This window comes from Microbacterium sp. (assembly GCF_047605725.1).
GTDB lineage: Bacteria > Actinomycetota > Actinomycetes > Actinomycetales > Microbacteriaceae > Microbacterium.
Window position 1 is genome coordinate 22,846 of the sequence record NZ_JASGFE010000025.1, and the last position, 14,797, is coordinate 37,642.

A 14,797-nucleotide genomic window follows, 5' to 3' on the forward strand; every position below is an offset into this window, starting at 1 on the left:
ATGACGTGGTTCTCGATCACCCCACACGACACGTTCCTCGTGCGCGACGGTCGCACGTTCGTGACGGGGGAGGGCGCCGTGTTCGACTCCGTGATGCCCCAGCCGAGCACGATGGGTGGCATTCTCGGGAGTGCCATCGGCGGCCGGTTCGGATGGATGCGAGGACCCTTCGCAGCGTGGCGGTACGCGAACGGCCGGCGCATCACCTATCTCCCAATGCCTCGAGATGTCGTGCGGGCAGGTGGCAACTTGGTCACCCGCGTGCGCCCGGTGCACCAGCCTGGGCAGACGACGAGCGGGCTCGTCGGGGAATGGCTGACAGACGTGGACGCGCGACGACGCGGGGTCGACGGATGGGAGCACGTTCCGGAGCTGGCGAGCATCGAGCTGATCGCTTCGTATCTGCATGACCCCGATTGGGCGCACGTACCGAGAGGACCTCAGCGGGCGACGCTCGAGGAGCTCTTCCCCGAGGAGCGTCGGATCGGTATTGCTCGTGACGACGACGGCACGGTGAAGCAGGGCTATCTCTATCAGACGACGCATCGTCGTCCACGCGACGGCGTGTTCATGATCGAGGCCGATCTGGGGCGCGAGCGTTTGGAGCCTACGCAGGTGCCGATCGGCTCTGCGAGGCGGCGCGCGGAGGTGCAGGTGCCGATCGGTTCTGCGGGCCGGCGCGTGGCGGTAGCTGCCGTGTCCGATCCGCCGGAGCTTCCTGGCCCGTTGGATCACTACCCGAAGGGGCGGGTACTGCTTTATCTCGCCACCCCTGCGATCTGGTCCGGCGGTGCGCACCCGCCGCTCCCCGACGGGGCGGAACTGGTCGGGAGCGTACTCGGCCCCGTCGAGACCGTGGCGATGGGCGCGAATCACCAGAACGGGATCGACCAGACCAGCCTGCGCTGGGCAGTGCCGGCGGGGTCGGTCTTCTTCGTGCAGTTTCCGGATGCGGACACGGCAGGGGCATGGGTCCACGACTTGACGAACCCCCAAGACGAAGGCCGCCCCGCACTGACGTTGACTTCGGGTGACATCGCGAGCACGGGGTTCGGTGTGGTGCTCACTGGGACATGGAGGTATGCGGAATGAACGAGGTCGTGCTGTATCTCTACGCTGAGACGCCGGTCCACGCGGGTGCGGATCAGAGCCTTGGCGTGGTTGACGATCCTATCCAGCGTGAGGTGAGCACGCGGTACCCGGTGATCTGGGGCCAGTCGCTCAAGGGCGCGCTCCGCGAGCACGCGCGGAACATAGACGGTGTGGATGTGGCGAGGCTCTTCGGCACGGAACGCGACGGACCGACGGAGAAGGACCGTGGGCGCCTTTCCATCGGGGACGCGCAGGTCGTTGCCTTCCCGGTTCCGACGGTCACGCGGACGTTCGCGTGGGTCACGTCCGAGCTCGCGCTGGCGCGCCTCTCCCGTAAGCGGGCACGCGCTGGTCTCGCCGATCTGCCTGTGCCGGTTTGCCGCGTGGGCCGCGCGCTTCGCGCTGCCGAGTCGACATGGGCGGATGACAACGAAGTCTTCGGCGTCAGCGTCGTCGATACGAAGAAAGACGAGGATGCCGCCGGGCCGACCTCCCAGTGGGCCAAGCACTTGGCGTCCGACGCACTACCCCCCGACGAGTTCTTCGGGCACTTCCGCACGAAGATAGCGGCTGACCTCGTGGTTCTTCACGACGACGACTTCCGAGACAACGTGGTTTTCGGCACGGAGGTGGCGACCCGCATCGCACTCGAGAGGGAGGCCAAGCGAGTCTTCGAGGGGGCGCTCTTCACCGTGGAGTACCTGCCGACCGACACTCTTCTTGCCGCCAGCATCGCCTGCCGGGACCAAGCCGACCGGGATGCGATAAGGCACATCTTCGAGTGTTCTCGTCTTCTGCGGTTGGGGGGTGACGAGACCGTCGGAAAGGGCGTTCTCTGGTGTCAGCTGGAAGAGGCTGATGCCTCGACCGGAGGAGCCGCGAAATGAGTCGGCGAGATCAGGGGTTGGCAGTTCAAGCCGCTCAGTTCGTTAACGGCATCGAGCCTTACACGGCGGAGGTGCGCACCCGTCTCCGCGGCCTACCGTATCTGTTGCACAGGTCCGGGCTCGCCGCCACCTTGGCTTACATCTCGTCGAAGAGCGGGGCGGGCGAGGGGCTCCCCGGCGCTTACTCCAAGGTGGAAGCCCTGCTGAAAGAGCGCATCAAGCACAGCGAGGTCAGGGGCGCCAGCAGCTTTGACTCTCTGAGGGACCCCGACTCCGTGGCGTGGCTCCAGAAGCTGTCGCCTGCTGAGTACGCGCGTCTGACGGAGGCAGTTGCGGACATCGTGCTGTGGGTCAAGCGACTGAGCGAGGCACGGCACGCGGCGGAGAAGCCTGGCGGCGGCCCGAGGGTCACCGATGGTTAGGGCCTACGGCCCGTACGGGCGGCGCGTCACAGTCGAGAGTCTCCGCTCGAACCGAATGGATGAGGCCAACGGTACGCTTGTGTTACGCCGGCTGGCATTCCCGGCCGGCAGCGACGAGGAGCGCCGGGAGGTTCAGGGCGAGGCTCTCGCGTGGGCGGAGAGAACGGGTCTCGGGGTTTCAGACGGTGACTCTGTGAGCGAGGCGGCACGCAGTCGCCGCCGTGCGGCTTTGGATGAGATGGCGAACCAGCCGGGGTGGGTGGCCCGAGAGCTTCCGATAAAGCTGGAGTGGCGGATGGCGATCGGCCTCGGAGACAAGGGTGGCCCCTATGAGATCGGTATCAGCCTGCACGGCACATACGGATGGCCGATCATCCCCGCAAGCTCCCTGAAAGGGCTTGTGCGCCACTGGGCACTGCAGGCGGAGATCGCCGATGAGTTCATCAACAAGTACCTCGGTGCGCCCGCAAAGAAGCGGGACCGCGGGAGCGAGAGCGTCGAGGCGGAGGGAAACCGTGGGTCCGTGCTGTTCTTTGAAGCTCTTCCCGAGCCGTCCGTCCAAGTTGTACGCGACGTTGTGACCCCTCATCACTCGCCCTATTATGCGCGGCACGCGGCGGCGGAGGCGGGTGAGGACCATGCGAAGCCGGCCCCGCCCGCCGGGTGGAACAATCCAGTTCCGGCGTCGTTCTTGACCGTGTCAGGCACACTCACGGCGGCACTCGCGGGACCGGAATCAGATGTCCTCGAGGTTCGTCAGTGGGCCGTGCATGCGATGGATGAACTGGGAATCGGCGGAAAGACGGCGGCGGGCTACGGATATGTCTCGCGCCCGGATGGTGAGGGGTAGACCATGGGCACGGTGCACTTCGTGACGGTGGGTTTGTCGATTTTTCAGACCCTCAAAGATGAGCGGGATGATGGACCGCTCGGCAGCGGCTTCGCTTTCAATGTCCTCAGCCACGGCATCCGCCAAGGCGCGGTGGAGGTCACAGCGAAGAAGGATCCGAGCAAGGGCGTCCCGACGTACGCGGCAGGCTGGGGATACGACGGCGACCGTGCGCACAACAACGAGCAGAGCCGCACCGCGACAGATCTAAAGAAGCTCCTGGCTGAGATCGAGAGCGAGGATCTGTATGACAGCGGGCTGCGCAGAGTGAGCGCCGAACTTGACTCGTTGGGCGCACACCTCACGCCGCATGATCTGGAATCGATGCCACGAGTGGGTCCCTCCGACGTCACGGTTTTCCTTGTCTCAGACACCGATGCCTGCAAGGCCGCGGCGTTCTGGAACGTGGGTCTGCTCACCAAGGGCACCTTCCGCAACGTGCATTGGATCGACGATGGCTTCACGACGCAGCGAGATTTGGATGCTGGACACATCTACATCGGGACGGTGCGGGACCTTGAAGCGGGTAGTCTCCCTCGCTTCGCGCAGGACCTTGGTCGTCTGGCTGTGCAGATGCATGGCGACATGAGTCGCTCAAGGCACACGAAGGCCGTGTTCCACTTGTCGGGCGGCTACAAAGCGGCGGTGCCGTACTTTCTCGCGATGGCCGAGTGGCTGGAGTACCCCGAGTCGCAGCGACTGAAGGTGGCGGCGTACGCAATGCACGAGGACGATCGCAAGAAGGTGTCTCTGCCGGTACGCCGCATTGCAGCGGAGGGTGACGAGAAGACCTACGTTCGCTGGCTCTACCCGGTCGTCGGTGAGGCTCGGAGCGGCCCCGAACCGTACCTTCCGGACGTTAAGGATCGGCGTCTGGACGGATACGCGTACAGATCGCGGATGAGCGCGGCAGGGGAGGAAAAGATCGACGATACGGACCTTGGTTGGGGGCTCAGTGCACTCCTCTCCTTCTTCCAATAGGACACGTGATCGTAGGACACGTGATCGCGCCGACCTTCTCAAACAGTCTCGACTAATCGGAAGGCACGTGCCAGAGACGGATTTTGACGCGGCCGTAGAACGGGTGCGCACGCGTGTCAAACTACAGCTCGGTGCAGTACGGGTCGGTCTGCTGTCCCTCGATCCCGATCCGCCCCGGTTCCCACCGGGGGACGTCAGTAGCGTCCAGTGCGGGTCCGCCTCCTTCATCGCGAAGCTCGCCCGGACCCTCGGCAGGGGTGGAGCGGCGGACCTCCTGAGTGTGCCCGGGGCTCTTGTCGCCGCGGAATGGCCTTCGGGCGCGAAGACAAGCGTGGCAGACGATCTGCGGGCGTGGCGCCGGATCGTGCTGATCTGCTGTGCGGCCCTCTGCGCGTTGCCGGATCCCATTCCTGAGCAGCCCGTCGACGCGCGTGTTGCCGAGCTCCGCCTCATTGGGCAGTGGACCCTGTTCATAGCAGTGAGTGCCGTCGTTCGAGGAGCCACGGTAGGTGAGGCCGCCAGCAGGCGGGCGTCGCCCAGGGGTGCGGAACCGGAGGGTGGGAGCCCGCGCGAGCCGCAAGACCCGGAGCGTGACGAATCAGACGCGTACCGCAATATCGTTCAGGTCTTCAAAGCGACTTCCGATGCAGGGTTCTTCTACGCCTCCCGACTGAAGGAGGTGCGCGACGAGCTTCTGGGCGCGTTCGCCTACTTTGAGGACTATGCGGTGCTGCGTGAGACGCCCTCCGCGAATTTGGAGGTGGCCGTCTCGCTCTTGCTGTTCCAACAGGAGGGTGGGTCGACGGCGCTACGCGTGCCGATTGCGGTCGACAAGAAGTGGCCCAAGGGACAAGAGCCGGGTTCGCTCGATCACGCGCTCGCCGATTTTGTGGAGAGCTTCTTCCTCCCTCGGTTCGACCTGCGGACAGCACGGCGAGCGACAAGGGCGGCGCAGGGGGCGGCAGAGCCCCGCGCCGCTACCGGGTGGCGGCGGCTGCCCGCCGCGGCCGGAAGATGGATGCGCTTCCTGGGAGCACCCGTGCTCCTCTGGACGCAGGCGGCTTTCATTCTTGTCTCCGCGCTGCTCTTCGTCGTTTGGTACTCCTGGCCTTGGCTTGGCGTCAATGCTTGGATCGTCACCACCGCGATCGCCGCAGTGGTGACATACCTGCCGCATCTGTTCGCGACATCCTTCACCCGCATGGCGCTGCTGCCGCGGATACCTGCGTCGGTGGCGATCGGCGGAGTGTTGATGCTCGCGTTTCCCGCGCAGTGGTGGCGGGAAGCCTACAAACAGGTCGAGTGGTGGGGCTTCCCCATTGCAGGCCTGGTGCTCGCGGTCGTGGCATACAGCTACCTGCTCGCCGAGGCGCGGGGGCACCGCGTCGGCAAGCCCGAGGACCGGCGCCGGGCCGCCTGGGTCGGCTTGATCGTCTTCGGAAATGCTGTTCTCGTCGCGCTCATCATGTTTGGCGTGTTCTTCCCGATCTTCGCGGAGAACGAATCCCCGGCCGGCGCCGAGGCGACCTCCTATCTACAGTCGCTCGCCGCCCTGCCGTGGGAGCAACGCTTCTGGATACTCACGCTCGCATCGCTGTTCATCACGGTCGTCGGCCTGTTCTCGCAAGTGCTGTGGGACGACAAGGCCATTACCGCGCCTCTGGCGCACACCAGTTGGAGGAGGAAGGCATGACTGGCTGGGAGTCGATCACACTCAGGGTTCAGACCCCGATGTTTCTTCAAGGTCAGCCCGGTCACGCAGGTGAACCCGGCAAAGCCGAGGTGCGCCCGTCCGCCATCCGCGGACTCGTTCGCTTCTGGTTACGCGCGGTGGTCGGCAGCGTCGTGGGCGATGACCTGGATCGGGTCGCGCAGGTCGAGAGCGCCATCCTCGGCTCCACCACGTCCCCGTCAAAGGTGCAGTTCCGCGTGCCACACCAGCCGAGGACCGCGCCGCTTACGGCGACTACCGTGCATGACTTCGAGAAGCTCTCACAGATTGACATATCCACTGGCTACGATCCGGTGGACCGCCCGCTCGGGGGCTTCGCGGGGGCGGCCTATCTCATGGGGCAAGGCCTCTACCCGCTGCGCACGGACCGACCACGGGCGTTCATCGAGCCCGATCAGACTCTTGATGTACTGGTCCGCTCACGGCTGAGCCCGGCCGAGTCCTTCCTTTTTCGGGCAGCGCTTCAACTCGCGCTCAATCTCGACGGTCTTGGCGCGCGTAGTCATCGTGGCTTCGGCTCGGTCGTCGTGGAGAGGTCCGACGTCAAGGCGCTCACGGCGTTGAGGCCAAATGATGTACAGAAGTGCATTGATATCTTCACGAAGGCCGCTCCTCAGCTTGTGTGGGAGGTGCTGGGCGCCACGCAGGAGCCGCCGAAACCGGGCAACTCCTTCCCCACACTGTCGAACATGTCTGTCCACCTGAGCGCGGGGCCCGTACCTCCGTCGAATGGTATGGGCCTGCCTCCTTCTAACGACTGGAGGACAGCGTTGTCGGAGGTGGGGCTTCGCTGGCGTCTCTTTCGCGCCAATCGGATCGAGTCGGACGCTGTGTGGAACCCGGATCGGTATGATCGCGAACGCCGCGCAGATGGCCGCTACGACTACACGCCACCCGTGAAGTCGGCTGAGTGGCTTGAGGTTCTTGGCCGAAGCTGGCCGACGCGGCCGAACGAGCCCCCGTCGCACTTTCCGCTTGCCGTGCTCGGACTGCCGATCGTGTTCAAGAAGGGCAATCCTGATGGGACAGGTGTCAAACAGGTGGATGCAGTCATCGGCAGTAGGAATGAGAAGAGCGCGCGGCGTCGGTGGCCATCGCCCCTGCGTTTTCGTTTGATTCCGGATACGACGGTTGGCTCAAGTGGCCCGCCAGCGCAGAGGTTGCTCACGGTCGGGTTCGCTGTCGATTTCCTCCCGCCAGTCGGTGACGAGCAGCCCCAGCTTGTGTATTCGGTCGGGAACCGTCCCTTGAAGGTCGAGGTCGGGGATTTGCAGACGACGCTCTCCGAATGGACGCAGTATGTAGATGCTTCTCGCAGTGAGCTGTCACCACGCAGCGCACCAACGCCCCCGACTCCACCGCCCACTTCTGCTTCCCGCGCTGCCTTCTTCAACCGCATCCGAGGTGCGGGATCGTGAGCAGGGTGCCCGACGGGAAGCGCCCGCTCCCATGACTCTCTCCCGCCACACGCTCTGCTTCACTGGCCCGTCCACGATCCCGCATCCCGAACTGCTCCACGCAGTGGCATGCCGTCTCCTCGATGACGGCAACGACGACGCGCACACCGGGCTTGCACCGCACGGCGCGCCGAGCAAGCCGTGGTCGGCATGGTGGACCTCGACCCCCATGGGCGGTGAACTCGAAGTAGGTGTGGCGCACGACGTCCTCGCCGAGCGCCTGCACCGCCGTGCCGTCGCCGATGGCGCGATCGCTTTCGGTCGCACCGCGCTCACGTTCGAGCCGGTCGTCCCCGACCCGAACCCGGTCGCAACCCTCGACTGGCCCGAGCTGCAGCAGGAGTCGGAACCCAAGCTCACCGTCCGCTTCCTCACCCCGACGACCCTCCGCCGCGGCAAGCACACGTCGCCGTGGGTCGACCCGGCATCCCTGCTCAGCTCGCTCACCGCACGCTGGTCGGCGGTCGCGCCCCCCGACACGACGATCCCCAACCCCACGCAGATCGAGCGTGCGAGCCTGCGGGTGTCGCGGGTCAAGGGAGAGACCCGCGTGATTACGCTGGCCAACCAGCGGGTCGTTCCCGGATTCATCGGCGAGGTCACCTACCGAGGCGACGACACCGCGGTGTTCGCACGCTTCACTACGCTGCTGCGCATGGCCGAGTTTCTCGGGGCGGGCGCGCGCACGGAGTACGGTTTCGGGCGCGTGCGGCTCGCGGCATCCGATCCCAAACGCCGAGGCCGTGCACAGCACACCACGGCGTAGGCGCCCCACGATGGCGACCCTCTTCTCCCGCGCGACGAGCCTGCAAGCGCTCACGGCGGCGTGGGCCGACGTGTCGGAGCGAAGAGACGACGAGGTCTCCGACTCGATCGCCCGATTCCGTGAGAACGCCGACGAGCGGCTGGCGAAGCTGGCGGCGCAGATCGCCGACGGCACGTATCGGCCGTCCGGTCTGTTCGAGGTCGTCATCCCGAAGGAGGATGGCGACCCGCGCGTGCTTCAGGTGCCGACGGTGCGTGACCGTGTCGTGGAACGTGCTGTGCTGAACGTCGTTGCGCCGCACGTCGATCCGTTGCTCGGGCCGTCGTCGTTCGCGTACCGCGCCGGCATCAGCGTCGCCGACGCCGTGCAGGCGGTCGCCCACTGGCGCGAGCAGGGCCACCGCTGGGTGCTGCGCGCCGACATCGCCGACTGCTTCCCCAGCATGCCGCGTCGTGTCGCTTTCCGCATGATGACGGCCGCCCTGCCCGAGACCTCGCTCGATGACCTCATCGAGTCGCTCATGTGGCGGGATGCCGCCGAGCGCGGCGTTCCGCAGGGCACCTCGCTGTCACCGCTTGCCGCGAACCTGGTGCTCACGCGCCTGGACGGGGCGCTGCTCGACCGTGGGTTTCCGATCGTGCGGTTTGCCGACGACTTCGTCGTGCTGTGTCGCGACGAGGCCGAGGGGTGGGAGGCGGCGAGGATCGCCACCGAGGCACTGAGGGGAGTGCGCATGACGCTGTCAGCTGAGAAGACCGAGGTGATGTCGTTCGAGCACGGCTTCACGTTCCTCGGTGAGGACTTCGGGCCGGTGTTCCCGCCGGTGCTCGACGACCACCGCGTGCCCGAGCCGACGAAGCGGGTCGTGTTCGTCGGCGCGCAGGGTAGTCGCCTGCGCAAGAGCCAGGGGCGCCTGCTCGTCGAGTCGCGCGGTGACGAGACGCTCCTCGACGTGCCCCTGGGGCACGTCGAACGGCTGGTGCTCTTCGGCTCGGTGGGGCTGAGTGCCGGCGTGCGGGCGTGGGCGTTCGCGAACGGTGTCGAGGCCGTGTTCCTCTCGCGAAAGGGCAATTACATCGGTTCGCACTTCGGTGTGAACTCCGGCACGAAGGTGCGTCGGCTCCGTGCGCAGATCGCTACGGCGGATGACGATGAGCGCGCGCTGGGCTTCGCGCGGGTAGCGGTGGCGGCGAAGCTTGCCCATCAGATGACGGTGCTCCGTCGCTTCCCTTCATCAGAGCACGCCGACGACGGGCGCGAAGCCATCGCTCAGATCGACAACTGTCTCAAGCTGACACGCCTGGCGCAGACGCGATCCGAGTTGATGGGCGTGGAGGGCGCGGGCGCGCAGGTGTACTTCGGGCACTTTGGGATGCTGGTGCCGGAGCCGCTCCGCTTCGCACACCGATCGCGGCGACCACCGATGGATGTCGTGAACGCCGCCCTCGGCTACGGCTATGCGATGCTGCTGGGTGAGTGCGTGGCCGCTCTCGTCGCCGCGGGGATGGACCCGGCGATCGGGCTGCTTCATGGCCCGGAGGACCGCCGTCCGAGCCTTGCGCTCGACCTCATGGAGGAGTTCCGGCCGTACGTGGTAGATCAGGTCGTGCTCGAGCTCACGCGGCGCAAGTCGTTGCGTACCGAGCACGGACGCCTGGTCGACAAGGCCGGAGTCCTCCTGACGAAGCAGGGCAAGGTCGCTCTCGTTGACGGGTATGAACGACGCATGCTCCGCGAGACGTCGGGGGCGATTCCGGGGTTCCGCGGCAGCATCCGTCGTCATCTGTATCGGCAAGCGCAACGCCTCGCGACATACGTCGAGAATCCGGATGCCGGCTGGGAGGGACTCGCGTGGCGCTGACGATTCTGGTGGCCTACGACATCTCCGACGACGGCGTGCGGTCGCGGTGCGCCGCGATGCTGCAGAGCGTGGGCAACCGCATCCAGCGCAGCGTCTACGTCTGCATCGTCGACTTTGACCAGCTCGCCGAGCTGCGCTCGCGGATCTCCGCGCTGATCGATCACGAACGCGACATGGTGTCGTTCTTTCGGCAGTGCAAGGATTGTTGGGGTGAAGGGATCTCGCTGGGCGCGGTCGCGCCCGTCACGACGACACCGTACTGGGTGGCGTTCTGACCTGTGGAGAGAGGATGCGCGCAGAGGTTCCGCATGAGTCGCTGCTGGTTAGCCACCGTGATCAGGGGTTTCGTATGAAGGTCGACGACATGCCGCTTGACTGCGAAGCGCCGTCATCGTGGTGTGTGCAGTGCCCAAGAAATGTGGCTGATCGGAGGAGTATTCTGAAGTCTGGGGTCCGGACCCCGCTCCCGCGTCATCGCGGATAAGCACCAGCCGGCATGGCTACCGACAAGGCAACCAATCCAATAGCGGGTCCGGACCCCGCTCCCGCGTCATCGCGGATAAGCACTCGGCCGCCTGCCGGCGGTCCTTCATCAGTCCGTCCAGGGTCCGGACCCCGCTCCCGCGTCATCGCGGATAAGCACTCAGGTTGGGGGTGGACATTTCTCTCCTCTTCTGTGGGGTCCGGACCCCGCTCCCGCGTCATCGCGGATAAGCACTGAGGCAGCGATCGAGTCGCTCGATGACCGTGCCATCGGGGCAAGGGTCCGGACCCCGCTCCCGCGTCATCGCGGATAAGCACAGTCGTTGAAGCCTTTCGCGACGGTCCCGCGGACCGCACGTCCGGACCCCGCTCCCGCGTCATCGCGGATAAGCACGCGAAGGAAAACAGGAGACGGAAGGGACCCGCGAGGGACGTCCGGACCCCGCTCCCGCGTCATCGCGGATAAGCACCGGTGTAGCCCGTGGGGGCGTTGACCAGGTTCCACAGGGGTCCGGACCCCGCTCCCGCGTCATCGCGGATAAGCACTCCGTGAAGTAGGCTTCGACCGCGGTGAGCTCTGCAGAGGTGTCCGGACCCCGCTCCCGCGTCATCGCGGATAAGCACTTGAGGGCGGATCGCAACCGGACCTCACATCGTGTCCGGACCCCGCTCCCGCGTCATCGCGGATAAGCACCAAGCCGCTCTCGCGGATGTAGTCCGTGTATGCGACGTCCGGACCCCGCTCCCGCGTCATCGCGGATAAGCACTTCGGGTCGTCCCAGAGTCCGGCGAGCGCCAGCGAGTCAGCCAGGAGTCCGGACCCCGCTCCCGCGTCATCGCGGATAAGCACGACTGCGTGCCCGAGAGCACGGACGTGTGCGACTGGCCGGTCCGGACCCCGCTCCCGCGTCATCGCGGATAAGCACAAAGTCCGAAACACTCCAAACCCACTGTCAATGTGCGCGTCCGGACCCCGCTCCCGCGTCATCGCGGATAAGCACTTCTTGTATTCCGCCACGTCGGAGTTCGACCCGACATCCTGTCCGGACCCCGCTCCCGCGTCATCGCGGATAAGCACCCGGGTTCCCCCCCCGAAGGACATAACGACATGTGTCCGGACCCCGCTCCCGCGTCATCGCGGATAAGCACAACGGCGACGAACGTCGACCATGCGACGGCCCGTATAGCGGCGTCCGGACCCCGCTCCCGCGTCATCGCGGATAAGCACGTTGACGCGTTCAGCAAGGTCGTAGATGGACAGTGCGTGCCGTCCGGACCCCGCTCCCGCGTCATCGCGGATAAGCACAACTCGGGCTTGCTGGTGTCGATGCGCTCTTCGCCGACGACGTCCGGACCCCGCTCCCGCGTCATCGCGGATAAGCACCCTCCTTGAGCCCGAAGTCGGTCGTGAACTTCGCCGTCCGGGCCCCGCTCCCGCGTCATCGCGGATAAGCACGTCTTGCCGACAGGCAATACGGGGTTGCCCCCAGTCCGGACCCCGCTCCCGCGTCATCGCGGATAAGCACATGAAGAGTCCCCTACGGTGACACTCGACCGAATTCGTTGAAGTCCGGACCCCGCTCCCGCGTCATCGCGGATAAGCACTCGAGCTTTGTGGCGAGCTCGTCGATCTTGTCCGGGCGGGTCCGGACCCCGCTCCCGCGTCATCGCGGATAAGCACGGCACCAGCGAACTGGCAGCGGTGGGTCGGTATTCCGCGGTCCGGACCCCGCTCCCGCGTCATCGCGGATAAGCACACCGTGAAGCCGTCGTTGTCGATGCCGCACTGGTCGCTGGTCCGGACCCCGCTCCCGCGTCATCGCGGATAAGCACGGCACCAGCGAACTGGCAGCGGTGGGTCGGTATTCCGCGGTCCGGACCCCGCTCCCGCGTCATCGCGGATAAGCACACCGTGAAGCCGTCGTTGTCGATGCCGCACTGGTCGCTGGTCCGGACCCCGCTCCCGCGTCATCGCGGATAAGCACCTCAACGGACGGAGCCATGTATTTGGGCTGGGCTGTGTCAAGTTCCGTGGACGGTCTCTTTGTGGATTTCAGGCCGCGGTTGCGGCTTGAGGGTGGTAGGCGGCCCGGGCTTCGGTGGGGGTGCGGTAGCCGAGGGTGGAGTGCAGTCGTTGCCGGGTGTAGAACACTTCGATGTACTGCATGACCGCGAACCTCGCCTTCCGGCGGGTGGGGAACGATGACCGGTAGTACATCTCGTTCTTGAGCATCGAGAAGAAGCTCTCCGCGACGGCGTTGTCCCAGGCTTATCCGGCTAATCGGCCCTGGGTTGGGGTTTGGCCGGGTAACGCGGTCAGTCCCGGGCGAGTCGGCGGAGTTGTGTGTCGTGCTGCCGGACCGTGTCGGCGAGGGTCTGGACGGCCTGGCGGAGCGTGGCGAGTTCGTCGGTGATCGCGATGATGCTGCCGTCCGGAGCGGTCTGCCGGTGGTGCTCGATCACGGCGCGCAGTTCCGGGTTGCGGTAGATCGTGGACCGGGAGACTCTTGCGTGCTCGGCGACCGCAGCGATCGTGATCGGTTGGCCGTCTCGGGCGAGGTCGGCGCAGGCTCGCTCGATCTGGTTCAGGGTGGGGCTGGTCATCCGGTCTGGGTCTCCGTGTCGGCGATGAGCGCGTCGAGGCGGGCGATGAGCTTGTGGTGGCGTTCGGCTTCGTCGATCCATCCTCGCTGTTCCGCGTCGCGAGCGAGAGCGTCGGCGTCGACGCGTTGCGCGGCGAGGATCGGGAGCGAGGACGGCTCGGAGCGGTAGGACGGGCAGTGCTCGCAGATGTTCGCGTAGCTGCATGCGCCCTGCGCGGGCGCGCGGAGACAGAACCCGCCGGCCATGCGCGACTTCAGCAGCGGGGTGTCTTTCCAGTCGCGTCCGCCCGTGATGACCGTGAGCGGCAACTGGGTGCGCCCGGCCGCATCTCCCGCCGCGGCGGTAGGGGTGTTCTGTTTCGCGAGGTCGAGGGCGCGTTCGTATTCGGTGCGGACGGTCGCGTCGAACAGGCGCCCGTAGCGGAGGCTCATCTCGGCGGACTGGTGGCCGAGGAGTGCCATGAGCGCCTGCAGAGAGACGCCGGCGTTGACCAACGCGGTCGCGTAGGTGTGACGCAGCTGGTGGGAGGTGACATGCGCGAGGCCCGCGACCTGGGTGGCGTGGTCGAGCTCGCGGCGGACGCCCTGTTGCGAGAGTCGGCGTCCGAGGTAGGTCAACAGGAACTGCGCCGGGCGCCGGTAGCGGGGGTGCGGGAGTGGTCTGACGTGGGAGCGGATCAGGGTGACTCGGTCGATCACGTCGAGGGTCTCGGGGTCGAGGGGGACCATGCGTTCGGTGGCGAGTTTGCCGAGCGGGACTTTCAACCAGGCCCCGTTCCCGTCGAACTCGTGGACGCAGTCCAGTTCGAGGTCGAGCGGTTCCCCGATCCGCAGCCCGCAGGCTCGTTGCAGCCGCCGCGCCAGCGCGGCCAGTTCGTTCTCGGGATGCTCGGTCAACGCGGCGGTGAGCCGCCGGTCGGCGTCGATCGGGAGGTAGCGGGGCAGCACTTGCGGGAGCTTGGGGATGTCGTCGCGGAACAGCACCTTCCGAGGAGGGGCTGCGTCCCAGCCCCATTCGGTGATGTCGCGGAGGAACGTCGCGACCGCGACGACCCGCCGGTTGCGGTCTCCGATGCTGATCGGGGCGCCGTCCTTGTCGCTGACCGCGTCGACCAGTGACGCGAGGAACGGTTCGACGTGACGGCGCCGATCCAGATCCCTCACCGACGTCAACGCCGGGTCGGTCTCGGTGAGGAAGACACCGAAGTGCTTGAGCCGGGTCGCCATCGCCGACACCGTCTTGCGGTCACAGGTCGCCCGCTTGCGTTCCAGGTAGCCGACCAGCTCCGCTCGCAACGAAGCAGTGACTTCGGCGAGCCGCTCCTCGTATGGGATCGGGCCGCCAGTGCGGGGCGGGAAATCGAGGACACCGAGATGGAACAACACCATGTGAGCCATGCTGATCGCCGAGAAGTAGTGGCGATGTGAGATCCCCGTCGCCAGTTCGCGGTCGCGGCAGGCCGCGGCGAACTTCTGAAGGTCGTTGACGGTGAGGTGTCGCATCGGCTTCCCGGTCTGGATCAGCAACCGGATCGGAGCCTGAGAGCCGGTCGCGAGCCGTGTCCTAGCTGTTCTATGCAGCGAGGTTGGTGACGGTGTGGTGGGGGCAGCGGCTGGTGGGTGG

The 14,797-nt window shown here is 66.2% G+C and carries 12 protein-coding genes, 1 pseudogene and 1 CRISPR repeat array; of the genes and pseudogenes, 10 read left to right on the forward strand and 3 right to left on the reverse strand.

The features are described from left to right. The 10 genes from QM641_RS07205 to cas2 all read left to right on the forward strand — a co-directional run bounded on the left by QM641_RS07205 (position 1) and on the right by cas2 (position 10,362). Positions 1-1,092, forward strand: a complete 1,092-nt coding sequence (locus tag QM641_RS07205; protein ID WP_415114922.1) for a type III-B CRISPR module-associated Cmr3 family protein — start codon at positions 1-3, stop codon at positions 1,090-1,092. Next, positions 1,089-1,979 (forward strand): type III-B CRISPR module RAMP protein Cmr4, encoded by an 891-nt coding sequence (cmr4, locus tag QM641_RS07210; protein WP_415114924.1) that lies wholly within the window; start codon positions 1,089-1,091, stop codon positions 1,977-1,979. Before QM641_RS07205 ends, cmr4 begins: the two co-directional genes overlap by 4 nt. After that, positions 1,976-2,401, forward strand: coding sequence for a type III-B CRISPR module-associated protein Cmr5 (locus QM641_RS07215; RefSeq protein WP_415114926.1), 426 nt, complete (start codon positions 1,976-1,978; stop codon positions 2,399-2,401). The genes cmr4 and QM641_RS07215 overlap by 4 nt, the downstream gene beginning before the upstream one ends. Further along, a complete protein-coding gene (cmr6, locus tag QM641_RS07220) occupies positions 2,394-3,251 on the forward strand; it encodes a type III-B CRISPR module RAMP protein Cmr6 (RefSeq protein WP_415114928.1) in 858 nt (285 codons plus the stop codon). The genes QM641_RS07215 and cmr6 overlap by 8 nt, the downstream gene beginning before the upstream one ends. Before the next feature lie 3 nt (positions 3,252-3,254). Continuing rightward, entirely contained in the window at positions 3,255-4,271 is a 1,017-nt protein-coding gene (locus QM641_RS07225) for a hypothetical protein (RefSeq protein ID WP_415114930.1), read from the forward strand. Between the two features lie 331 nt (positions 4,272-4,602). Then, entirely contained in the window at positions 4,603-5,964 is a 1,362-nt protein-coding gene (locus QM641_RS07230; RefSeq protein ID WP_415114932.1) for a hypothetical protein, read from the forward strand. Further along, positions 5,961-7,421: a type III-B CRISPR module RAMP protein Cmr1 gene (gene cmr1, locus QM641_RS07235; protein ID WP_415114933.1), complete on the forward strand. Its 1,461-nt coding sequence runs from the start codon at positions 5,961-5,963 to the stop codon at positions 7,419-7,421. The genes QM641_RS07230 and cmr1 overlap by 4 nt, the downstream gene beginning before the upstream one ends. A gap of 103 nt (positions 7,422-7,524) precedes the next feature. Next, positions 7,525-8,226, forward strand: coding sequence for a CRISPR system precrRNA processing endoribonuclease RAMP protein Cas6 (cas6, locus tag QM641_RS07240; RefSeq protein WP_415114934.1), 702 nt, complete (start codon positions 7,525-7,527; stop codon positions 8,224-8,226). Between the two features lie 10 nt (positions 8,227-8,236). After that, positions 8,237-10,087: a CRISPR-associated endonuclease Cas1 gene (cas1, locus tag QM641_RS07245; protein WP_415114936.1), complete on the forward strand. Its 1,851-nt coding sequence runs from the start codon at positions 8,237-8,239 to the stop codon at positions 10,085-10,087. Further along, positions 10,078-10,362, forward strand: coding sequence for a CRISPR-associated endonuclease Cas2 (gene cas2 / locus QM641_RS07250; RefSeq protein WP_415114938.1), 285 nt, complete (start codon positions 10,078-10,080; stop codon positions 10,360-10,362). The genes cas1 and cas2 overlap by 10 nt, the downstream gene beginning before the upstream one ends. Positions 10,363-10,538: 176 nt before the next feature. Beyond that, positions 10,539-12,555: a CRISPR direct-repeat array (repeat unit 37 nt; unit sequence GTCCGGACCCCGCTCCCGCGTCATCGCGGATAAGCAC). A gap of 68 nt (positions 12,556-12,623) precedes the next feature. Here cas2 and QM641_RS07255 read toward each other — a convergent pair. The 3 genes and pseudogenes from QM641_RS07255 to QM641_RS07265 form a co-directional block, all read right to left on the reverse strand. Further along, positions 12,624-12,836: pseudogene (locus QM641_RS07255) on the reverse strand (IS3 family transposase); the annotation flags it as partial. Between the two features lie 50 nt (positions 12,837-12,886). Continuing rightward, positions 12,887-13,174 carry a DUF6262 family protein gene (locus QM641_RS07260; protein WP_415114940.1) on the reverse strand — a complete coding sequence of 96 codons (288 nt, stop codon included), beginning with the start codon at positions 13,172-13,174 and terminating at the stop codon, positions 12,887-12,889. After that, the gene (locus QM641_RS07265; RefSeq protein WP_415114942.1) at positions 13,171-14,562 is read right to left on the reverse strand and encodes a tyrosine-type recombinase/integrase; all 1,392 of its coding nucleotides are present in this window, start codon (positions 14,560-14,562) and stop codon (positions 13,171-13,173) included. The genes QM641_RS07260 and QM641_RS07265 overlap by 4 nt, the downstream gene beginning before the upstream one ends. Between the last annotated feature and the right edge of the window lie 235 nt (positions 14,563-14,797).

Coding starts and splice junctions, on each gene's coding strand:
- QM641_RS07260 (WP_415114940.1), bottom strand. CDS start 13,174: ATGACCAGCCCCACCCTGAACCAGATCGAGCGAGCCTGCGCCGACCTC.
- cmr1 (WP_415114933.1), top strand. CDS start 5,961: ATGACTGGCTGGGAGTCGATCACACTCAGGGTTCAGACCCCGATGTTT.
- QM641_RS07215 (WP_415114926.1), top strand. CDS start 1,976: ATGAGTCGGCGAGATCAGGGGTTGGCAGTTCAAGCCGCTCAGTTCGTT.
- QM641_RS07265 (WP_415114942.1), bottom strand. CDS start 14,562: ATGGTGTTGTTCCATCTCGGTGTCCTCGATTTCCCGCCCCGCACTGGC.
- QM641_RS07205 (WP_415114922.1), top strand. CDS start 1: ATGACGTGGTTCTCGATCACCCCACACGACACGTTCCTCGTGCGCGAC.
- cmr4 (WP_415114924.1), top strand. CDS start 1,089: ATGAACGAGGTCGTGCTGTATCTCTACGCTGAGACGCCGGTCCACGCG.
- QM641_RS07225 (WP_415114930.1), top strand. CDS start 3,255: ATGGGCACGGTGCACTTCGTGACGGTGGGTTTGTCGATTTTTCAGACC.
- cas1 (WP_415114936.1), top strand. CDS start 8,237: ATGGCGACCCTCTTCTCCCGCGCGACGAGCCTGCAAGCGCTCACGGCG.
- cmr6 (WP_415114928.1), top strand. CDS start 2,394: ATGGTTAGGGCCTACGGCCCGTACGGGCGGCGCGTCACAGTCGAGAGT.